The following is a 22,588-nucleotide window of genomic DNA, read 5'->3' as shown; positions in this document are numbered from 1 at the left end:
AGAAAAAAATACATATTGTTAGAAGTAATTACTGTAAAGAATAAAAAAATTACACATACTGTCAGATCGGAATGTAGCTATAAAAATAATTTTAAATCCGATAGAATTATTTTTTTAGACGTTGCTTTTAGCATAATCACAGCTTCGTAATGACATTTTTTCAATTTTTTTCCACTACCACAATAACACATTGAATTTTGCTTAGTTTTAATTTGATGACAATATTCTTCTAGAAATTGATAGATTATTTTTTTGTCCGTTGTTTTTAACAGCTCTTGGTAAAACTGAATAGTGCCCTTTTCATGATGCTGATATTCATCTAGAATTTCTGACCGCCCGTATTTTTTAACAAGAACCCAAGAAAAATATTTTGTTAGATAATGATTAATAAAATCATATACTCTAATACCACCAGATTCTATTTTGTTTAAGTTATAGGTATGTTCTAAACATACCAAACCATCTTTGCTAAGATGATTATCAAGATTTTTTTCAATTTTATCATCTGTTAAAAACAACAAGGGAAAACTATTAGGATATTTTTTTCGATTAACGACAATGACAATATTAAAACTCTCAATTAGTTCACCTTTGTCATTCTTCAGATAAAAGCTGCCAGCAAATTTGTGAAACCCTTCAACTACCCCGAGATATTTCAATCCCGGGTTTGCTGAAATAATGGCAGCTTTGTCTTCCTCAAAATTTCTAATCTTGAAATTTCTATTTAAAGTAAGGTTTATAGCCTGTTGCATTTCTTTCTAATTCTGAAATATTATTTTGGATATGAATATTTGGTTGAACCGTATTTGGAAGCAGAAGTCCTCCGTTTCCGTCGTCTTGAATTTTGGGATGATTTCTCAGATATCTTTCCCAATTAAAATCATATTGTTTATATTTAAAACCTTCAGTAGAAATTTCATATATATAGTCTTTTTCTTCACCGTTTGTCTTATACTTTTTATACTTAAAGTAATCCTGATGATGCGGGCGGAAAGGTAAAATATTATCTCCTACTACTATGCCGTTGCTTTCTGCTTGAGCTTGCATTTTACAGGAAAGACTAGTATGAAGACTGGTCGTTGTTACTTCGCTACAATCGCCAATCCCTGTATTATGCCATAGTGTTGCATCATCATTTCCAAAGTCAATTCCAATTCTTGTATATATTCTACTTACCCCCTTTTGCTCAAACAAATCCTTTAAATCGTTTTTAACAAAATAATTAATAAAAGCACCTGCTAAAAGAGCATTTTCTACAGAAGTCTGTTTTGAAATACCTCGTCCTCCAAAATAAACCATTAACCCATCCCCTTGAAGTCTATGAATATATCCGTCAAAATGCCAACAAGTGTGAATAGCAGCATTTTGGATTAATCTACAAATTCCGGCTACAATATCAGGTGAATATTTTTTGAATAATCCTGTTGAGTTTTTCACATCTATAAACATAGAAACTATGTAATGATATTCCCCCGTTTCGGTATTTTTCAAATGTTGAAAACTCGGATGAGCTCCTAATTTCTCTTCATATTTACGAGGAATACCTGTGATAGAATCTAAAGCGCTAAGGCTTCTAAAATTAGCTTCATTCTTAGTTTTGTCTAGCCATGACATTTTTGGTATCTTATTGACACTTTCATTTAAAGTACCAGTACTAAATGATTTTTGAAATTGAGTAGATTTATCCTGATTAAGATAATAAGCAATTTCATCTGCGTAGTTTTTGTAAAGTTTTTCCATAATATTAATTAAAAATTTTTATTCCGATTATTATTATACAAGTAAAACAGCCCCCTAATAAACAAGTGGCAATCTTTAAATAAGAGAATTTTTTCTGAAGTCCCTTCGCCAAAAGATGTGACTGTTCAAGATAGTCTTCATATTTCTTATCCTCTGTTAAATCTTCGTACATACGCTTAAGACTTCCGAGTGATATATTGGCAACATTATTAAAATTTAGAACTGAACCACTTACGCAATCCGCCTGTTTACTGATGTATGGAATTATCGCCAATAAAGTTGTCCCGATACTCAACAAACAAAGAATTAAAGCAATCCAAACAAAAAAGATAACATCAATTTCTCCATTGATGTTATCTTTAATACTGTAATATCCAGTTATAATACCTCCCAGTAAAAAAGTATTAAGGGTTAGGAACAAGTTGCCTTTATTGTTGATACTGTCAAAATAATGATCATATCGATCAATTGAATGTTTCAACATTTCAATCTTATCTGCGGTTGCAATAGTATTAATGTTAGTACTCATATTTTAACCTTTTACATTTTTAGGGTCATTTCCATAGCTGTTCTTTTCTCTAATTGCACCATCTCGACCATGTATCAATAATTCTGATTCCTGATTCTTAGCAATTTCTCTAGCTTTCGTAATAGCTTGTTCTTGGGTATCAGTTATTAAAGTGTTTTTCTGATTACCCTCTCCTTTTACTGCCCATTTCCCTTGATGAGGCACGACGTGTTGATTTTTATTCATTATAAACTATTTTAAATATTAAATTTATTCCAATGACCTGTGTCAAATTTTTCATATGATGCTATTTTATCATTAGTAAGTACGAAATTAGCTACTATCTGCGCAATGTTTTTGCGTAGATATTTGAAGGATAATTTTTAACAAAATTTTATGATTTATTTTAGGAGAACTTGTATTGTCTTTTACGTTTTACCGTAAAAAACAATTCGCATTAATTAGTATATTGCCCATAACTAATTTTAAATACATGAAAATTCTAAAAATTGATTTCGAAAACTGTTTTGGTATTGGAAAATTGAAACATGAATTCGACTTTTGTAAAACAAATTCTTATCTGATTTATGCTCCAAACGGAACAATGAAAACGTCTTTTGCTAAAACATTTGATTTAATCTCCAAAAATGATAAAAAAGACCAACCAAAAGATTTAGTCTATAACAAAAAGTCAAAGTTCGATATTACATTTGATGATGAAGAGATGATCTCAGATTCAATTTTAGTAATTAATGCAGAAGACAGTTCCTACGATGCAACTCATAAAATTACATCATTTATAGCTCGAAAAGAGCTAAAGGAAAAATATGATAAAATATATAGTGAACTTGATGATGCCAAAAGTGAACTACTAAAAAAACTTAAAGCCATTTCAAAAAGCAATGATTGCGAAGTTGAATATGTTGGGACCTATAGTAATAATGCTAATATAGATTTTTTTGAGGTACTTACTTCTCATACTAAGCAACTTAATGAAAGTTCTGATAAAATTACCTTTAGATACAACGCAGTGTTTGACACTAAAGGAAATGTGAAAAAATTCTTGGATAAAAATGAAGATTTATTAGATGATTATGTAGAAAACTACAATCAAATCCTTTCAAATTCGAAACTGTTTAAACTGACCGGTGAAAATACATTTGGAACCTACCAAGCAAATGAAATTATTAAATCGATTGAAGATAATTCTTATTTTGATGCTGGTCATAAGTTTGTTTTAGAAGATGGAACAGAGATTACAGAATCATTTCAGCTAAAAGAAATCTATAATGCAGAACTCGCTCGAATAATTGCAGACGAAAAACTTAAAGAATCCTTTAATAAAGTAGACAAAGCAATTGGAGCTAATGTAGATTTAAGGTTGTTTAAACAAGTGATCGAAAAGGACAACTCAATTCTTGTCAGTTTAAAAGACTATGATGGTTTCAAAAAGAAAGTCTGGACTAGCTTCATGTCTGAAGTAAAAGAAGATGCTGAAAGCTTATCTAAAAAATATGAAGTGAAAAAGAAAGAACTTGACACTATCATTACAGAATCAAAAAAAGAACAAGAATTGTGGAAAGATATAATTGAAAAGTTCAATGATAGATTTTACGTTCCGTTCGAGGTTAAATTAGGCAATTTACATGATGTTATTTTGAAACGTGAAACGGCTAATCTAGAGTTTGTTTTTAAAGATAAAAATGAAGAACCTAAAAGACAGAGTAAGGATAATCTATTAAAAGTTTTAAGTAAAGGAGAAACAAGAGCATATTTTATATTACAATTTTTATTCGAGATAGAATCAAGAAAAAATACTGATGATAAAACTTTAATAATTTTTGATGATATCGCCGATTCTTTTGATTATAAAAATAAATTTGCAATAATCGAATATATAGCAGACCTCCATTATTCTGAAAATTTTAAATCACTTATTTTAACACATAATTTTGATTTTTACAGAACAATTGCCTCCCGTCTAAATATCGGACAACAATGCTACATGACATCGAAAGATGAAAATAGAAAAATTCACATTATTGAGTGGGTATATAAAGAGGATTTGTTTAAAGAATTTTTAAATAATTATAATGACCCCAAAACATTTATTAGCCTTATTCCGTTTGTTCGTAATATAATAGATTATTGTGATTCAAAAAACACAGACGACTATAAAAAGTTAACGAGCTGTCTCCATGAAAAACCAGATTCCAAAGAGATAACAATTGAAGATGTTTTTAGTATTTATAAAAATAGAATCACTAGGCTTAAAAGTTGCGAAATGGAACTTGAGAAAACAATCAAAATCCAAGATTTTATCTTTTCAACTGCAGATTATTTGATTGAGGAAAAAGAGATTTTAGAAATCTTATTGGAAAATAAGATTACACTAGCAATCGCATGTAGATTAAAAACCGAACAGTATATGATATCAAAGTTACCAAATGTAGATTTTATAAAACTAAAATCTGTTCAAACAAGAATTCTATCGAATATGTATAAAAAAAGATACCCTACCAGTAACAATCTAGGAATTATCGATAGAGTAAATTTGATGACACCTGAAAACATCCACATAAATTCTTTTATGTATGAACCTTTAGTTGATATGTCGGTTTATCATTTAATAGATCTTTACAAGAGTATAAAAAATTTAAAATAAGTAAAGTAAGATTTTTTTGAGTTTTTATAAAATTAAAATATATTTGTAAACGTAAACAGGTCATAGCGATTTAAGTTATAATCTTTAATTTTAAATCCATTAATTATGACAGTACACTGTTTACGTTGTGCTGGTTGGAAACCAGTGTTTGTGAGAGCCTATACAAGAATGCGCTTAGGCCGTTTAGAAAATGTTATCCAACACTGCAGGTCTAGACCTGGTCAGCACAGAAATTAGAAGCAAAGTTTCATTACTTTGCTTCATTTTTTTACCCCAATTTTGTTAACAGTTTATTCTAGGCGAACTTCGATTAGATAACAGATTATTATATTTACTAATAATTAGTAACCAATGTATACAACCAACCACGAAAATTTTAAATCGCAAGCAATCTACATTGATGGTAAAGACAAGACTGATGAGATAAAATCTTATTCTTTTGAGGGGAATAAATGTATAGTTGTGTATAAAAGCAGTGGTAAAGCCTATTCTTATCCTCAATATAGAATTAAGATGGTGAGATCTGCTATTCAAAGTGAGAGAGCCGGAAATATTTTTTCTTATCTAAAGGCGATTGCAGAAAGTGTTGGTTTGAAGACAGAGGAAGGCAATAACATTCTTGCCAATAGCTATGGAAGTATCCGTTTTATTCCTGAGACTTCTATTCTTTATAATTATCTTAACGGAAAAGAACCCGAAAAGAATTACCAAACCTATCCTATTGACATCTTTCCTTTTGGATTTAATCTGAGTCAGAGAACAGGAGTTGACCATGCATTTTCAAATCCTTTAAGTGTTATTGAAGGTCCTCCCGGAACAGGAAAAACCCAGACTATTCTTAATATTATTGCCAATGCAGTGATGAATAATCAGAGTGTGGCTGTTGTTTCAAGCAATAATTCGGCGACAAAAAATGTATTTGAGAAACTGGAGAGCAATGGAGTTTCTTTTATAGCGGCATTGTTGGGAAGCAGCCAGAACAAAAAAGAATTTATCGATGCTCAAACTGAAATCCCGGATCTGTCAGATTTTAGATTAGAGGAAGAACAGGAACAATCCCTTATGCAGTCTACTCCACTTCTTTTTACTGAACTTGCTGAAAAGTTGGAATTAAAGAATGAACTGGCTTTACTCAAACTGGAAATCGATAAGATCAAAACAGAGCATCAGCATTTTATGGATGATGTAGCTTTGGCAACGGAAATCCGTTTTAAAAAGAATATCAGTTCAGATCAGCTGCTTTCATTATGGGTGACATTGGAAGACTATGAGAAAACTGGTAAGAAGTTTTACTGGTGGCGCAAACTGATATTCCCTTTTTTGTATGGTGTGAGAGATAAGACTTTCTATACCTTAACATATGAAGAAATGATTAGGATTGTTCAGTCAAAATACTATGGAGTAAAAATTTCAGAGCTTACTCTCAGAAAGCAGGAGCTGCACAATACGTTCCAGCATTTTTCCTTCGATGATAAAATGAAAGAATATACGGAAGGATCCATGCAGCTGTTTAAAAACAAACTCTACCAAAAATATAAAGGAAATGAACGTTCAGAATATACTGAATGGGATCTTCGTTTTAATTCCGAAGAATTTATTAAAGATTATCCTGTCATTATGAGTACAACCTACTCATTAAGAAGAAGCCTTGCTGAAAATGTAGTCTACGATTATGTAATTGTTGATGAATCTTCGCAGGTGGATCTTGCAACGGGTGTACTCGCATTATCCTGCGCAAAACAGGCCGTCATTGTAGGAGATTTAAAACAGCTTCCCAATGTAGTAGATTCTGCAACAGCAGAAAATACGGATCAGATTTTTAAGAACTATGATATTCCGGAACCCTATAGATATTCTAATCATAGCCTCCTTTCTTCCATTATGGAAGTATTTCCAGAAATACCCAAAACACTTTTAAAAGAACATTATCGCTGCCATCCTAAAATCATCGATTTTTGTAACCGTAAGTTTTATAATGATCAGTTAATTATTCTTTCGGAAGGACAAACAGAAAGAGAACCTTTATTAATCTATAAAACAACTGAAGGCAATCACGCCCGCCAAAGAGAGAATCAGCGGCAGATTGATGTGATTATTCAGGAAATCATTCCACAGCAAAAGCTGGAAGGTGTAAATCTGGGAATTGTCACCCCTTATCGAAATCAGACCATCGCATTACAAAGAACCTTTCAGGGAACAGATATCAAAGCCGATACGGTGGATAAATTTCAGGGACGAGAAAATGATGTGATCATTCTCTCCACAGTAGATAATGAAATCTCCGAATTCACCGACAATCCAAACCGTCTGAATGTAGCCATTTCCAGAGCCAAAGATCAGCTGATTCTATTGGTGAACGGAAATGAAAGTGATAATGAAACGAATATCTCAGATCTTATCCGTTATATTGATTACAATAATTTCACTACAATAAATAGTGAGGTACACTCTATTTTTGACTACCTGTACAAAGGGTATGAAGAAAAAAGAAGAACACTTTTATCAGATCAAAAAAAGAAATCTGTTTTCGACAGTGAGAATCTAATGTATGCGTTAATCAGGGAAGTTTTGTCTGATGATCAATTTTCAAAATATGGCGTTATTCTTCACCATCTATTAAGAAATTTATTGTTAGATTTTTCAAGATTAAGTATTGAAGAAGAGCGTTACGCTAGACATCACGCCACGCATCTTGATTTTCTTATTTACAATAAGCTGGGAAAAAATCCTGTTTTAGCTATCGAAGTAGATGGATATGAATACCATAAAATGGAAAGTCAACAAGCAGAAAGAGATGTCATGAAAAATGAGATCTTGGAAAAGTATAAAATTCCTTTGTTAAGGTTTTCGACCACGGGAAGTGGGGAAAGAGAAAGATTAATAAGTACATTAAATCTTTTAAATAAATAACTTAGGAAGAGCTATCAAAGTCAGTTTGTAATTATTCCAATTTTGAAAAAGGATATTGAATCGTAAGAATTGAAGATTTTTCATGGCTATAAGAGCAAGCAGTCAATCTCAAAAATATAAATATTACAAGTTTTAAAACGAGCTATAGTCCTCTCAAGATTATCAATTAAAAACTATATTGAATTTAAGAAAGTACAACACTACTAATACCATTAATTCACTTTAGCCAATGCTTGTTAATTTACGTTGAAATAGATATTTTAGTCATTTTATAAATATGCAATTTGTTCTATTGTTTTGTGAGAATTAGTTTCTAATATCTCGACCATTTTTTCAAATCTGTTCTGCGATCTTTTACGCGAATTCCAATTCTTTTGAATAACGATTTTTCTATTTCTACTCCTTTTTCTATCTCAATTTCATAAACTTCGTATATGTCTTTAAGATAATAAATTTCTGAATCAACAAATCCCCATCTTTTTTTTAATAATTCAAATTCATTTTGATTTAGTTCTGCGGGCTTTTTGGAACTAAAAAATGCACTCAATTCGCTATAAATTGTTGCAATATGTTCTTCAAACAATGAAACGTCTCCATTTGCAAATCTTTCAGCATAATCTTTTGCCGTTGGATTTTCATTATTTAGTTTTTTGAATTCGTGACCATAACTTATTGCCATTGTGAAAAATTCGACAATATCAACATCGTAAGGTTCTCCCATGAGTTCTTTGAAATCTTTTACAAGATATTCATCTTCAAAATTATTACTGCGTTTCTGATTGCATTTTGAGCACAATAATCTAATATTATGTTCTTCTGTTGCTCCACCTTTAGACCACGGGATTATATGGTCAAAATGAATATTTTCATCTAAAACTGCATTTCCACAACTACGACAAATTTGATTTTCTCTTTTTAAGACTTTAAATTGAATAGTTCTTGGAATAATCCGGGAAATTCTTCTTAATTCTTTTGTTTCCGTAAATGGTTCCGCAACATAAAATACCGGACAGTCATGTCCGAAAATTCGACAACTCTTTTCGTCATTTTCAGTTTGAATAGGAAAATCTTCAACTAATGGACCGTAGGGACAATATTTTAGTTCCCAACAAGGTTTGCAGACCGAAGTAACTCTTTTATTCCAATCTATTTTCTTTCCCCAAGTTAAGAAGAAATCGTCTGATTTATCCATAGCATTATAATATGTTGGTTTTTTTATAAATCGTTTTTTGAGATTAATGCTTTCTTCTATCATCAATATATTTTATACTCACAATTTTATCTCGAATAAATTCAGTTTTGTTCTTTCTATCAATAAAAACATCATCAGAAATTCTATGAAAAAATTCACTTTCAATTTTTTCTCCTGTAATTAAGGTGATTACTCCATCAAACGTACTTGTTTCAACCTGCCTAATATTTTCCTCCAAACGTTTTTGTAGATCTTTTAGACCTTCAAAAGATTTTTCACTCTCTCTTTTGTTATTGTAATAGCTAATTATTCTTTGGGTTAGAATTCCCATCAAATATGAAATTAAAATTAATCCTAATATTTTCATGTAATCGTTTTTTGAGACTATTTTTTTAATTATTAATGTTACTGCTAATATTTAACTCCGAAATTAATCACTTATGGGTTATTTACAATCATTAAAACTGGAGCTCTATTAAGTTCTTTTATTTTTTCTTTAAGAAGTAAAATGCAGGTTCATTTCAGAATTTTGTGACTTCAAGACTTATTAGCATTGCTTTTTAAAAACTGCCCATCTTTGTATATATGCTTTTTTTGTAAGCTATACTCTACAGCTTCAAAAACCCTTTTTTTTATATCGTCCGTCACCCGGGAAAAACCAAATAATTTAGATACTAAAGGCACTAATTCTTTTGGCTGTATAGCAATAGAGTCGGAAATAACTTTTTGTATACCCAAATCAATTTCTTCGATAGAAATATATGATATTTTTCTAGAAGCAGATGGAAGAGTAGTTCTATTTCTAATCTCCAATTTTATTTCAGGATCATATAAAAAATCTCCTTTTTTTATTAATAGATTATTATCGACTGCGTAATCAACCGCATTTATTAAAGATGTACGGATACGGCTCCCTACTTTAGAGATACCATTGGCTTCGGCCATTCTCCTAGCAACTTCTTCAAAATGGACAGGACTTTCAGTTTTCACAACATTACAAATCCACTCACCAAGCTTTCCCACAGTATGTAGATGGAGCTCGCGGTCTGCAATTTCTGAAGATAATACAGCCTGTTCATATTCTGGATATACATGTTTTTCTTCTGCACTGGACTCCTCACGGATCAGGTTTCTGAGTTCCTCCATAAGTTCTTCCTCTAAACTATCATTATGTTCAACCTGTGTTTTTGCTCTTTTTACAGCTTCAGCAATCAGCCTAAGCTCTTCAGCTGTATTACGGAACCAATCCAAACTCCATACGTGAATTAGAGTCCAGCCCATGCCTTCAAGCACTGAATTTCTTAGTCGATCCCGATCTCTCGTTGATTGAGCATTTTGATAAGATCTTCCGTCACAGTTTATACCTAATAAGTATCTTCCCGGATGATCAGGATCTGCAATTGCCAAATCAATATAGAACCCTGCAGAACCTACTTTTTCCCGTACAATATAACCCTCTTTTTTAAGTGTTTCCGCCACTATGCTCTCAAACGGCTGGGGCTGGTAAGGCAACTCGCTCTTATTACTTTCAAATTTTCCATACTGAGCGAAATAGAGAAAACTTTTCAAAGCACGGATTCCAAATTTTGCATTAGGACCTATGATCATATCTGCCGCTGTAATATTAGTAAAGACCTCACAGCGAATTTTCGCTCTTGTAATCAGCACATTGAGTCTCCGTTCCCCTCCTTCATTATTAAGTGGCCCAAAACTCATCGGTACTTTCCCGTCTTCAGTTCTCCCGTAGCCTAAACTTATAAAAATAACATCTCTTTCATCTCCCTGTACATTTTCCAGGTTTTTCACAAAAAAAGGTTCGTCTGCATGCTCTCTAAAATAATTTTCGACCTCAGGATTTTTTCTTCTTCTTATTTCTATAGCGTTTTGAATTGCCTGCATTTGCGCTGTACTGAAGGCAACTACTCCCAGACTTAACTTGTGATTATTCAAGGCGTGTTGAATAACGGCATTTGCTACTTCCTCCGCTTCTCTCGGGTTGGTACGGGTTTTACCCTTATCATAATATGTATCCGGCAAATGATTAAATACCAGCCCCATCCTATTCTTTGATCCCGGGCTTGGGAAAATTACTAACTTATCTTCATAAAATTCCTGGTTAGAAAGACTAATCAGGGATTCATGTCGGCTTCTATAATGCCAACGCAACATCCGTTGTGGGGCTCCTTGTGCATCGCACATGCCTAAGATACTTTGCATATCGGCTGTAACGTTGTCTTCATCTTCTGTATCAGTATTCAGCTTATCAAAAAAGCTAGTCGGAGGCATTTGCTTGGTATCTCCTACTACCACAATCTGTCTTCCCCTCAGGATGGCTCCCAGTGCATCAACTGGTCTTACTTGGCTGGCTTCGTCAAAGATTACTAAGTCAAAATCAATACTGCTTGGAGGTAGAAAACTAGCAATTGACATTGGACTCATCATAAAAACAGGCTTGATCGCTTGGATTGCCATACCTGCCTCTTGCACTAGTCTCCGTACCGGCATATGTCTCGCTTTACGGTTAAATTCACTTTTCAATATATTGATCTGGCCACCACCGTCTTGCTTAGGCACTCCTTCCCAGTGCTTTAAAGCAACCTTTGCCCTGTTATAGTATTGTTTCAATACATCCATTCTTCTAAATCCAGCAATGGTTTCTTCGTGGGTAGAGCGTTCAAACTTTCTCAGTTCTGCACTTTCAATCATTGCCTGCTCAAGAATATAATCATACCAGGTCTTCTGAAAAGCAGTTTTTAAATAAAATGCAGCGTCGTCCCATTTTTCAACTGCCTTAATAAGAAAACCAGCTCCATTCTGTTGGATCTCATCCTTCAAAACATTCCATTGAACGACTTTATGGATTTCTTGCAGCTGTTCCTTCCAAAGGTTCAGAACCGCAACTTGCTTAGAGAGCTTAAAGCCTTCAATACCATTGCCCTCAAAATTCAGATGTCTAAATATTGCTTTGAAAGATTTCTGCTGCTCATCTGCAAAACGGCTAGTATTTTCTGAATATTGTCTTATAGTATCCTGATTTTTATTTTTTTCTAACAGCTCTATAATTTCTGGATAACCATCCCCTTTAGCTACAAAATTATGAACTCTCTGTAAATATTCTGTTCCCCTTTTCAACATTGCCCAATCTTTTTGCCGTTGAAACCAATTCTGACTATAAAGTTGGGTTCCCAATCTTTCGAAAGGCTGTAATGCTGAAGAAAGTCTTTTTTCTTCCATTATAATATTCACCAGCTCTAGCTTCTTTTCTAAAAGATCTGGCATTGGAGAATTTAACATGGAACCAAGCTTACTAACACTTTTTTTATAATCTCCGATAATGAATCTGTACCACTTTTTACCATGGACGATTAAATTTTGTCTGATTTCCATCATATCCTGGTTCCATGCTTCAGGAATAAATACTGAATCATAAGTACGATGGATCTCATCCAGTCTGCTACCAATCTCCAGCATCGTATCAATATCAGCTTTATTATTTAGCCATGCATTATCTCTTACAGACATTGAACCTATCCCAGGATTTTGCAGGATAAGGTCAACAGTATCCAAAGTTTTGTTGATTTCTTCAAGATCTAGCGGGATCCGAAATTCCAGATATTCAGAAAGTGTTTTTGAAGCATTTATGAGATTTTCCGTTAGCTCTATCCCATTTACCAGCAATTCTTTTGCAAGCTCTTCATCCTTAGGAAGAAAAACTGATAACGTACTGCCATAGAAGACCAGGTTCTCGGGAGATCCTATTTTATTAAGCCTTACCTGAATCTTTTCGGCACTTCGTTCAAGATCCCAGATTTCCGAAGAAGTTAACGTAGAGAGATTTTCTACATTGATTTTGGGAAATCTATAGCCTTTATTTTCGGCATCTATTTTTAACAACAGTCCTATTATGTCATGAACAGATAAGCCGCTTTGTCCGGCAGGGCGGTTTATCTCATCTGCATAGGCATTCAGCTCATTGATTACCGGTTCCAATAAACGGATTTCATTTTCAAGATGGGCCATCGTGGGTTTACCCAGTTCTAAAATTCGTTTCAACTCTCCGTGGAGTTCACGTTTATTAGCTTTATTACTGTGTAGCTCGAGACAGGCTTCACCTAAACCGATACTGTCCAATCTCCTTTTTACTACTTCCAGCGCAGCCATTTTTTCCGCCACAAACAGTACCTTTTTTCCGGTACCGATCGCATTGGCAATAAGATTGGTAATAGTCTGAGATTTTCCGGTTCCCGGAGGACCCTGAATGACCATATTTCTACCTTCATGCACTGCAAGCATTGCGATAACCTGGGAACTGTCTGCATCTACTACCTGCAATAACTTATTTGCATCTGTCTCCTTATCCAGCATGTGTTCTTCTCCAACTGTAGGTTGTGGCTCAGCAAATCCGTTTCCAAATAAAGACTGCAATATAGGATGGTCGTATGGTTTTTTGGTCTGTGGCCATTCGTTGCTGTCAAGATCATGATAGATCATGAATTTACCAAAGGAAAAGAACCCTAACTCAATAGCATTGGATTCTACCTTCCAGTTTTCAAGATGATTTATATGCTCCTGAATTGTATTAAAATATTCCTCGATATCAAGATCTTCATCCTCGGGGAGATTCGGAATAGTGATATTAAAATCCACCATCATTTTGGCCTGAAGAGATAAATTAGTTCCGATTTCACCACCAGTATATCGTAACCTAAATCTTTCGCTGGCACTTGACCGTTCTAATGCAACAGGAACAAGTATCAGTGGTGCTAATTTAAGATCCTCTTTGCCTGTTTCAAACCAGCAAAGCATTCCCAGTGATAAGAATAAGGTATTTACTCCCTGTTCTTCAATACTTGTTTTTGCTGCGTAGTAAGTATTTAGAATTTTTGTCTGAAGCTTTTGTTCTGATTCATTAGTTTGGAGTCTGGTATCGTTATAAGCATCCTGCAGCTCAGCTTCTGAAAGCGGTGGCAATTCAAAAAGTTCATCATCATCTTTACCAGGCCTGCCTAAAAAAGTCATCGCTTTATTCTGCTTTACCAGAATATTATAGATGGAAATTGACTGCTCCTGGACAATGTGTAAACCTCGGGCTTTTGGAATTTTGTAATTTAATAATGTATTACGCATCCCAAGATCCAGCAGCTCCTTTCTTGCCGCTTCTAGCTTAGGAGATAAGAGATCTTTCATATTCATGATTATTATAAGTCTCTAATGTAGAAAAAAAAGAGGATATTGAAAAACGGAAACACGTAAAAATTGTAGCGTCGTTTCGTTTGTTCTTATTTTAAATGATTGCTTTTGCTTCGAAACTTATTAAACTACCAAGGAAACTTGTCAGTTTCACTATCAGTCTGGTCTGGATATTCATAATGGCTATTCTTTAACCTTTCCGTAATTACCGTCAATACATCATCAGGTAAATCAGTAAATTTTTAATAATTTTATCCTTTCATTTCTTATGGATTATTACTTAAAATACAAAAGAAAGTGACAACAATCGGTCACTTTAAAAATCTCAAAATACTGCCCTTATTTAAATTTGACAACTCCCTAAAAGCTCGTGAAATTAACAACGTTCAAATTGTAATAGTAGATTTAAACCACTATTCATTTCTCTATATTAACAAAGGTTAAAAATGAAATAATAAAGAGCTTTCATTTTTAACCTTTAATTTTAACAATAGTGGGGTAATTCAAATTGCTTTGTCCTAATGACGACCTTTAGAAAATTACAGATCGTCATTACTATCAATAATAATTTATTTAACTATTATATTTAGATACCCATTTCGTTTTAAAGTCTGCACGGGCATTAATAAAATCAATATCAGTTCCTTGTGCAATTGCGTCAAGGGGAAAACGTAATGGACGTGTACCTTCTTCCATCTCGACTAACTCCAAAATTCCATCTGCAATTGTTTGAGGATTCATATTGAATTCTTGCATTTTACCAAAAAGTCCGGCTCCAATAGCATTGAACATTTCACTTGCAACAGGATTATATTCTTCTGTTATCTTTTCAAGATCTGAATTATTGCCCTGCTTAATTCCGGAATTCATTTCAGTAGGGTATACGCCAGGTTGAATGGTCACATTTTCTATATTGAACTGCTTCAGTTCATCCTGTAATGACTCCGTAATAGCTTCTACACTAAACTTTGAAGCAAGATAAGGACCCATAAAGGGTAAAGAATGAGCACTGGCACCTGATGTAAGATTAATGATCAGTCCATTTTTAGCCTGACGCATTGAAGGTAAAACTGCCTGATAAGTACGAACCACACCATAAAAATTAACCTCAAAGAACTTCTTTATCTGATCAATTGAGAAAGCTTCTACCAGTCCAAATCCTGCCAAACCTGCATTATTAACCAAAACATCAATCTTTCCGTATTTATCTAATGTATATCTGAAAGCATTTTTAACAGATGCATCGCTGGTAACATCTATTTCTACCACTTCCACATTTGGAATGCTAGAAAGTTCTTTGGCAACTGTCTCATTTTTGCCATTTGTTTCGCGCATTCCGGCAATAACAATATAACCTGCTTTTGAAAGTGTAATTGTAGTTAATTTTCCAAATCCGGTACTTGTTCCTGTTATGAATATTGTCTTTTTCATTATTTATAAATTTTAAGTTATTTAACAGGACAAAGATCAGAGATTATGCATTTATTTTTCATTGATAAATGCTTGAAAATAAACTTGACAAATGTCAATGAAATATATAATGATTATTTTTTAAGAATACTTTTTCTTATTCTGGTAAGGGTTTCTGGCGTAATCCCAATATAAGAAGCGATCATATGTTGTGGAATTCTATTAATAAGCATAGGATATGTTTGTATAAAGTTTTGATATTTTTCTTCAGCTGAGAAGCTAATATTTGCATGAATTCTATTTTGAGAAACTACAAAACTCTTTTGTAAAACTTTGTTAACTAAATCGTTTAATGTTGGAATTTCATTACAGAGCATAGTAAAATCTTCCTGTTTTATTAATATGACTTCTGAATTTTCAATAGCATCAATATTATACTTGGAAGGAGTTCCCTGAAGAAGACTTTCACGGTCGCCGGTCCAATAGTTTTCTGGAGAAAAGTTCATAATATGCTCTTTACCATGCTGATCAATAGAGAATGTTTTCAAAAATCCAGTACATATAAAGGCATTATACTTCCATATTTCTCCTTCGTGAAGTAAATATTGTCTTTTTCTTAATCTTTTAAGTATACAAACAGATTCAATAAGTGTTAATTCTTCATTTGACAAGTGTATTTTGTCTGTAAGATAACTTTTGAATATATTGAACATTTTGATATTTTAATACAAATATATGAAAGGGTAATTATTAAATTTAATCCCTAATAAATTAAAATATGACAATAGCGTTCTTATTTAAAATTAACAACTCCCTAATATAAAGGTTGAAACTGTAATCCCCTAAACACTTACTTTCACCCCAAAAGCAAAAACCTTCCCACAGAAGGCTTTCATATCCCCCTACCTCTCTTCCTACTCTGTTTCTTCTCCCCCTTCCACACATTCCTAAACGAAAACTCAAACTTCCCAATTCCCTTATCAAACCTCAAATATCCCTGATACCCCTTCCCATTCCTATCCACCAGCCCAACCACATACGCTACCTCCCCAGCCTTTAACTTCTCCACCTGCCATTTCTTAAGCCTTTTCCCTCTGAACACCTCCGGAACCTCTCTCAAATCTCCCGTTCCTATCCTCCTTACCTTCTTATCCAGCAAAAACTCCACATATCTTTTATCCGCATTATACTGAACCGCTGCATTAAACAGGGTCCCCCTCGCTGAAAGCATATTTTCAATAAACAGCGGTTTCCCTTCCCTAAGTATCTTTCTCTGCTCCTGATCCAAGGTCACTCCTTTGATCACCAGCGGAATTCTCACCCACTCAGCCCTTACCTGTACCAACTCATTGGTCAGCCTGTCCCTGCTGATAAGAGAAGGCACTAACTCCCCTGTAATCCCATGAACCAGATCCACCACCCTTCCCATATTCCCACTTACCATCAGATTCCTTTTATCTTCTTCTGAAAATACATGCACAAAGAAAGGCTTGGAAAAATCAGGCATTCTTCTTACTGGATGAAACCTGAGTTCCACTTCTCCAAAATCATTAGCCTGAAGAGAAAGCCTCGCTTCAATCGTACCCGATACTGTTCCCAGTTCAATACGTACCGGAACAAGCATCGGAGTTTTATATCCTTTCAGCATGGGTTCCAAAGCTCCCAGCTCTTCCAATCTTTCCTTATTCCACCCCAGCTTCTCAATCATCTTCCAGTCCACCTGTTCAGCCTTATATACATAACTATTTCCAGCATCCTTTCCCTTACCTGCTGTTTTCCCCTCTCCAGCTTTTCTATGTGCCTCCACCACATCAATGGAAATCTCATACTTCTTTAATACCTGTTTCACATCATTCGGAGCCTCATCCATATACTTCTGTAGGTTTAAAGCCGTCTGCTTCGCTTCATACTCTGTTACCTTAAAAAACGAAAACTCCAAAGGCTCTTTCAGCTGGTGATAAAATGTCGAATAAAACTCAGTAAAAGAATTCTCATTATGCTCAATACTCAGCATTTCATTAGGATTCAGATCCTCAGGACTTACTCTATTTACTTCTCCATTATCACCCAACCCCTTAACAATTCCTACTGTACCCGTTTCATGATGGAGCACCAGTAAGGTATCACCTGTTTTCCTAACCGTAACCCATTCATCATTTTTATTGTTATCCATAACCTAAATTATTGTGTACCGCGTAAGATATAAAATCGGACAGGTTTGTTACTATAATGGCAGGGAAAGGTCATAGTTGACATTAAGATCGGCAGGGAAAATAAAAAGATTACTTAAAAGAATAAAAAAATCCCGCAGAAGCGGGATTTTTTTATATCAATTCAAACTCAAAAACTTTCCGAGAAAGAAAGGAATTTTATAAATATGAAAAGTTAACTTTATTTTACTATTTCATATCAGGTGGAATATCTAACCTTTCCACATACTGAATGGAAGGAATATCTAAATGATCTATTTTATTGGCTCTATTAATATTTTCCAATAATAACTTATTTATCCAAGCCAGAAGCAAAGAATATTCTAGATTATTTTGGGCATTGTTTTCATGGGTAAAAACTTCATTTCTCCTTCTATCATCTTCCAAAACAATTACATTATTCAACTTAGCATCTGGAGATACTTTGTTATTTTTCCTATCTTCTAAAGAAATTTTGTAAAGCAGCTGTCCCAAAATTTTGCTTGTGTGCCTATCTATTTTAAATTCATAGCTTCCTTTTAGATCATAGGGATAATAAATATTTGACTTTAAAACTCCTGATTGACTTATCTGAACATCATATTCAAACAGATTATTATTGTTAAAATTTGTTTCTCCGAGTACATTAGAAACGTAAATATTATTATAATTCTCTTGCTCAGAAACAAATTTGTATGGCCTGAATTCCTTTAATTGATCTGCAAATATTACATTACTTTTGTTTCCCTCGGTTTTGGATATAAGCTCCATAGCTGAGGGTGTGCTATATGCTATCGTTGAAGGAGCTTCAATGAGAAATGAATACTGACCGTCATTCTTCAAAAATAGTACTTCCATATTCTCCTTTTTCTCCATGCACTGTACAACAGTACTCACTAAGGCTAAATTAATACCTAAAGCCGTCAATGCTTTTATCAATGGAATCTTTTGTAACATTTTGTTTTACAGATTTATAATATTGTTGTAAAATAGGTGATATATATTGAGTCCTTGCAGTATGATTTTGCTTTTCCTGATAGTGATCATAATATCTAACGCTCTGATATTTTTCATTTCCCGGTTTCTTTAAAAAATTAATAAGTCTATTATCATATCCGCTGCTTTGATTAAATTTTTTATCATCAGCGAAATCCTTTGCCTCGGGAAATGCATGTATAAAAGTTTCATGAGCGAATGTTTCAATCTGATTAGCCATTCTGTTCGGAGTATTATTATTCTCTACACTTACGGTAAAATTAGTTCTCCCATTTTTGTTTTCGACAGTTGTTTCACCGGATGCGCCTTGTGAAGCTGACGTTTTTGATATATTATTATCAAATGTCAGATCCATTCCCTTCTTATGGAATTCTCCGCTTTCCTTATACTTTATCCCTGCAATTACCTGATCTTTTTCTGCAAATTTTGATATCACAGCCTGACCTTCTTTAGATTTCGCAAAAAATTCAAAAGCTTTTATCTGTTGCTGATTTCCTTTCTTATAAATCTCTGATGGATCAACATGGGCCGGGCTCCTGCCATCAGGATCTGTAAACATTACCGGGTTATTAAAAGCATAATTGTAAGGACTATATCTTGTCATTTTCTCTGCCAATGGATCAATTACACCCCATCTGCCCAAATCACTCATATACATTCTCGCTCCGAAATCATGCCAGCCTGTTTCCTGCATTTCTTTTCCTCCAAACTTATAGTTATAATAACTTCCAAAGTTTGAGTAATTTGATCCTCCGATATGGTTTAACCCAAATGGATAATAATTATTGACATCCATTGTCTGAACTACCCCTGCATTGTTCTTACCAAAACTTACCCTTACATTCCCTAAATGATCTTTATAGTTGTAAATATAACGGTTTTCTGCAAAACTGTAAAACCCTTCTGGGGTACTTACAAAATCCAGTTTCCATGCCGCAAGCGGCGGAAGAACAGGTTTAAATGTTGAATAAGCCTGCGATTCATAGGCCGATTCCGTCTTGCATGTGATGCAGATCCCTCCATCATCTTCATATGAATACTGAAACCCATCCAGATAATCCGTCATTCGTATTGTTGGAAGCCCCATATGAGCCTGCTGACTGTATGTTTTACGAAGTTTCACTCCATCAGCACGGTATAAATGATTTATATTTGTTGTGCTTATATTTCCAACAGGATTAGTAAACTGCATACTAATTGAAACAGGCAGATTGATATGATTATAAACTATGGACTGGATTCCTTTATCCTTCATATCAGTCATATTTCCATTAAGGTCATAGCCAATAATATTGTTCCCACCTTCATATCCTGAGTTGTTAGGTGAATTTTCTATTACCTGATTCAGACGGTTTCCTATATATTTATATTCAAGATCATCCACCTGTGTGGCTGTAGTTCCTGATACAGGATAAGCATTCCTTTTCAGGGTCATAATATTTCCATTTAAATCATAGCTCAGATTTTCATTGAAATTATTATTATAGGGATTGGTAGCGCCAGGTTCTGTATAGATAGCATCTTTCAACCGGTTAAGAGGGTCATAAGTATAAGAATATCTTTTCAAGGCACCCTCCGAAGCATTTCTCCAATCTACCTCTGCGATATTTCCATTATACTTACCTGATGCTAAATTAGTGTATACAGGATTGTTATATTTAATTTCATACCCAAAGAGCTTTCCATTTAAAACAGCCGGATCATTGATTTTAGTCAGCCAGCCTCTTATATTATATTGGTAATCTATAGACTGTAATGGACTGGCAACATCAGTTCCTCCTACTTTCTTATTGGTAATCTGAGAAATCTCGTTATAAGTATTTTGTGCCAGAATCTCTGTTGGATTGCTGTCTACCTGGTGCTTATGTACCAACAGTCTGTTCTGGTTGTCATAATCAAACGTTTCTGTAATGACTCTTTCAGTATCACTATCCAGACGCTTATGTTTTGTTATAGTCTGCTTTGCTACCCCTGCAAAATCAAGTTTGGATTCTGTTTTAGTATATCCTCCTAAATGATTGATGGAATAAGTTCCTATCACTCTTCCTTTCTTATCATAATAGGTATAATCCTTTGACCAATTATCGTCATCAATATTCTTTACTAAAGTAAGGACAGGAAGGCTTTTGGTACTTAAACCTTCGGGTGTAGGAATAGCATTTAATGTGTGCTCTCCTAAAATATCCGTTGGAAAAGTAGGATTAAAAGTATATCCTGCAGGATAGGAATCATAATAATTAACACTTAAGACTTGTGCCAGACTTCCCGGGAGAGCCCTGTTGGTATAATAAATAGGCATTCCGCTTACGGTAAACGAGCCAGCACTTCTTATCTCAAAGGTATAAGCAGCTCCTGTAATAGTAGTTTGCAAAGACTGTCTTGTACTATTATTATTAGTAATAGCTGTAAACACCACTCTACCGAACTGGTCATACTTGGTTACCAACCACTTACCCTGATCTTTAAGATTTGTATCTTGGCTCATCACCAATTGATCGGCCTTATTATAAATCAGATATTCCCAGCCTTTTCCGGGAAGCTTCTTTTCTACTAACCTGTTCTTCTTATCATATTTGTACTGATAGCACAAATTGTCAAGAGTTACATCAGGGAAGAAGCCCGTTGTCAGACTTTTAACTGCATCTGAGGCAAGAGGAGGAATAACATAGGTAAGATTGCCATAAATATCATAAACATAATAGGTATCAGCTTTCTTCCCATCTACATATTTTCTTCGTAAAACAGTTCTATCTTCATTATTAATAAATTCCTCTGAAGTGTTGTTGTTTCCGTTTGCAGAGGTCCAATCCTCATTTTTGATTACTTTTTTTATTAAGCTACCTGTCCCATAAGTGGAACTGAATGATAATTTAGGATTATAAATATCCTGAGCAACTGCCAGATCAACATTATATTTTTTTACTTCGTCAGAAACTGTATTTACATCATCAGTAAATTTTATTTCGTGTCCGCTGTTTTTCTTCCAGGCCGTTCCAGGTGCTGACTGCATCAAAACCCTGTTTAATGGAGAGGCTTCAAATACATTTTCCGAAAATGCCGGTTCACCATTGTAAACAGATGAAGCTAAACCTGAAATTGTAGCTGCATCAACTAAAAGACCATTGTTTTGCATGGTTGGAACGGGTAAAAAATCCTTCGACTTCCTTCCAAGGTTATCATACTCAAAAGGAGTCACCAAATCTTTTCCTGAAGGTGTCTCTCCTTTGGCAACAATCTGCAATTCCCTTCCTAAACCATCATAATATACGATAGATGCTTTCTTCTTTCCAGAATCTCCTTGGTCCGTAAGATAGTTTACCGACATTATCTTATTCTGCGGAGTCCAGTTAGAAAGGTACGTCGAAATGTCCGCGGGTATGGGAACTGGCGATGTTAAATTCACAGATATGGTTCCCGAAAATCCAGTTAAAGAAATGGGCGTATTATGATAAATGGCTAACTGATTATCAACAATGAAGAACCGGTATCCTTTATCAGTAAAAAAGCTTCCAGCCGGAACAGGAATTTCTGTGTTGGGTAACGTTCCTACATAATCAGTTGGCCCTATTTTTCCTTGTTTTAAAGTGGTATCCGTAAAACCAGCACTAAAACTAAGACTGAGTACATTATTGGTGATACTCAATGTTACCCCACCACCACCACCATTGGAATACGTGGTAAGCAGATTCCAATTGTAATATTTGGAATAATTCGAAAATTGGGCTTTGATAATTGAGGTACTAAATACAAGTACCAATAAAACAATTCTATATATTGACTTCATCAGA

The 22,588-nt window shown here is 34.2% G+C and carries 14 protein-coding genes; 2 read left to right on the top strand and 12 right to left on the bottom strand.

What is annotated here, in order from left to right:
• Positions 1-77 precede the first annotated feature (77 nt).
• The 4 genes from ACKTTZ_RS17555 to ACKTTZ_RS17540 are packed head-to-tail and all read right to left on the bottom strand — an operon-like array spanning position 78 to position 2,494.
• Positions 78-752 (bottom strand): SEC-C domain-containing protein, encoded by a 675-nt coding sequence (locus ACKTTZ_RS17555; protein ID WP_407846172.1) that lies wholly within the window; start codon positions 750-752, stop codon positions 78-80.
• Complete coding sequence (locus ACKTTZ_RS17550; RefSeq protein WP_407846171.1) at positions 721-1,740, bottom strand: hypothetical protein; 1,020 nt, start codon at positions 1,738-1,740, stop codon at positions 721-723. Before ACKTTZ_RS17550 ends, ACKTTZ_RS17555 begins: the two co-directional genes overlap by 32 nt.
• Positions 1,741-1,744: 4 nt before the next feature.
• Positions 1,745-2,269, bottom strand: a complete 525-nt coding sequence (locus tag ACKTTZ_RS17545) for a Pycsar system effector family protein (RefSeq protein ID WP_131797336.1) — start codon at positions 2,267-2,269, stop codon at positions 1,745-1,747.
• 3 nt (positions 2,270-2,272) lie between these two features.
• Positions 2,273-2,494, bottom strand: a complete 222-nt coding sequence (locus ACKTTZ_RS17540) for a DUF2188 domain-containing protein (protein ID WP_407846170.1) — start codon at positions 2,492-2,494, stop codon at positions 2,273-2,275.
• A 247-nt stretch (positions 2,495-2,741) separates the two neighbouring features.
• On the opposite strand from ACKTTZ_RS17540, the gene ACKTTZ_RS17535 reads away from it, so the two are divergent.
• Positions 2,742-4,913 carry a hypothetical protein gene (locus tag ACKTTZ_RS17535; protein WP_407846169.1) on the top strand — a complete coding sequence of 724 codons (2,172 nt, stop codon included), beginning with the start codon at positions 2,742-2,744 and terminating at the stop codon, positions 4,911-4,913.
• Positions 4,914-5,264: 351 nt separating this feature from the next.
• Positions 5,265-7,823: an AAA domain-containing protein gene (locus ACKTTZ_RS17530; protein WP_407846168.1), complete on the top strand. Its 2,559-nt coding sequence runs from the start codon at positions 5,265-5,267 to the stop codon at positions 7,821-7,823.
• Between the two features lie 313 nt (positions 7,824-8,136).
• On the opposite strand, the gene ACKTTZ_RS17525 is transcribed toward ACKTTZ_RS17530, so the two are convergent.
• From ACKTTZ_RS17525 to ACKTTZ_RS17490, 8 genes are all read right to left on the bottom strand, one after another.
• Complete coding sequence (locus ACKTTZ_RS17525) at positions 8,137-9,078, bottom strand: HNH endonuclease (protein ID WP_407846167.1); 942 nt, start codon at positions 9,076-9,078, stop codon at positions 8,137-8,139.
• On the bottom strand, positions 9,059-9,382 hold the full coding sequence (locus ACKTTZ_RS17520; RefSeq protein WP_407846166.1) for a hypothetical protein: 324 nt from the start codon (positions 9,380-9,382) through the stop codon (positions 9,059-9,061). Before ACKTTZ_RS17520 ends, ACKTTZ_RS17525 begins: the two co-directional genes overlap by 20 nt.
• Positions 9,383-9,552: 170 nt before the next feature.
• Positions 9,553-14,142, bottom strand: coding sequence for a DUF3320 domain-containing protein (locus tag ACKTTZ_RS17515; protein WP_407846165.1), 4,590 nt, complete (start codon positions 14,140-14,142; stop codon positions 9,553-9,555).
• 636 nt (positions 14,143-14,778) lie between these two features.
• On the bottom strand, positions 14,779-15,636 hold the full coding sequence (locus ACKTTZ_RS17510) for an SDR family oxidoreductase (protein ID WP_407846164.1): 858 nt from the start codon (positions 15,634-15,636) through the stop codon (positions 14,779-14,781).
• A gap of 113 nt (positions 15,637-15,749) precedes the next feature.
• A complete protein-coding gene (locus ACKTTZ_RS17505) occupies positions 15,750-16,286 on the bottom strand; it encodes a Crp/Fnr family transcriptional regulator (protein WP_407846163.1) in 537 nt (178 codons plus the stop codon).
• Positions 16,287-16,507: 221 nt separating this feature from the next.
• Complete coding sequence (locus ACKTTZ_RS17500; protein WP_407846162.1) at positions 16,508-17,788, bottom strand: DUF3945 domain-containing protein; 1,281 nt, start codon at positions 17,786-17,788, stop codon at positions 16,508-16,510.
• A gap of 226 nt (positions 17,789-18,014) precedes the next feature.
• Positions 18,015-18,662, bottom strand: coding sequence for a hypothetical protein (locus ACKTTZ_RS17495; RefSeq protein ID WP_407846161.1), 648 nt, complete (start codon positions 18,660-18,662; stop codon positions 18,015-18,017).
• A 49-nt stretch (positions 18,663-18,711) separates the two neighbouring features.
• Complete coding sequence (locus tag ACKTTZ_RS17490) at positions 18,712-22,584, bottom strand: DUF6443 domain-containing protein (RefSeq protein ID WP_407846160.1); 3,873 nt, start codon at positions 22,582-22,584, stop codon at positions 18,712-18,714.
• Between the last annotated feature and the right edge of the window lie 4 nt (positions 22,585-22,588).

The sequence above is a fragment of the Chryseobacterium sp. KCF3-3 genome, from assembly GCF_045865955.1.
Lineage (GTDB): Bacteria > Bacteroidota > Bacteroidia > Flavobacteriales > Weeksellaceae > Chryseobacterium.
This window is presented reverse-complemented; position numbering and strand designations above follow the sequence as displayed.

Bases quoted from the DNA above. Each gene is read 5' to 3' on its own strand.
- ACKTTZ_RS17525 (WP_407846167.1), bottom strand. From the start codon at position 9,078: ATGATAGAAGAAAGCATTAATCTCAAAAAACGATTTATAAAAAAACCA.
- ACKTTZ_RS17490 (WP_407846160.1), bottom strand. From the start codon at position 22,584: ATGAAGTCAATATATAGAATTGTTTTATTGGTACTTGTATTTAGTACC.
- ACKTTZ_RS17535 (WP_407846169.1), top strand. From the start codon at position 2,742: ATGAAAATTCTAAAAATTGATTTCGAAAACTGTTTTGGTATTGGAAAA.
- ACKTTZ_RS17510 (WP_407846164.1), bottom strand. From the start codon at position 15,636: ATGAAAAAGACAATATTCATAACAGGAACAAGTACCGGATTTGGAAAA.
- ACKTTZ_RS17540 (WP_407846170.1), bottom strand. From the start codon at position 2,494: ATGAATAAAAATCAACACGTCGTGCCTCATCAAGGGAAATGGGCAGTA.
- ACKTTZ_RS17555 (WP_407846172.1), bottom strand. From the start codon at position 752: ATGCAACAGGCTATAAACCTTACTTTAAATAGAAATTTCAAGATTAGA.
- ACKTTZ_RS17530 (WP_407846168.1), top strand. From the start codon at position 5,265: ATGTATACAACCAACCACGAAAATTTTAAATCGCAAGCAATCTACATT.
- ACKTTZ_RS17500 (WP_407846162.1), bottom strand. From the start codon at position 17,788: ATGGATAACAATAAAAATGATGAATGGGTTACGGTTAGGAAAACAGGT.
- ACKTTZ_RS17495 (WP_407846161.1), bottom strand. From the start codon at position 18,662: ATGGAAGTACTATTTTTGAAGAATGACGGTCAGTATTCATTTCTCATT.
- ACKTTZ_RS17515 (WP_407846165.1), bottom strand. From the start codon at position 14,142: ATGCGTAATACATTATTAAATTACAAAATTCCAAAAGCCCGAGGTTTA.
- ACKTTZ_RS17545 (WP_131797336.1), bottom strand. From the start codon at position 2,269: ATGAGTACTAACATTAATACTATTGCAACCGCAGATAAGATTGAAATG.
- ACKTTZ_RS17550 (WP_407846171.1), bottom strand. From the start codon at position 1,740: ATGGAAAAACTTTACAAAAACTACGCAGATGAAATTGCTTATTATCTT.
- ACKTTZ_RS17520 (WP_407846166.1), bottom strand. From the start codon at position 9,382: ATGAAAATATTAGGATTAATTTTAATTTCATATTTGATGGGAATTCTA.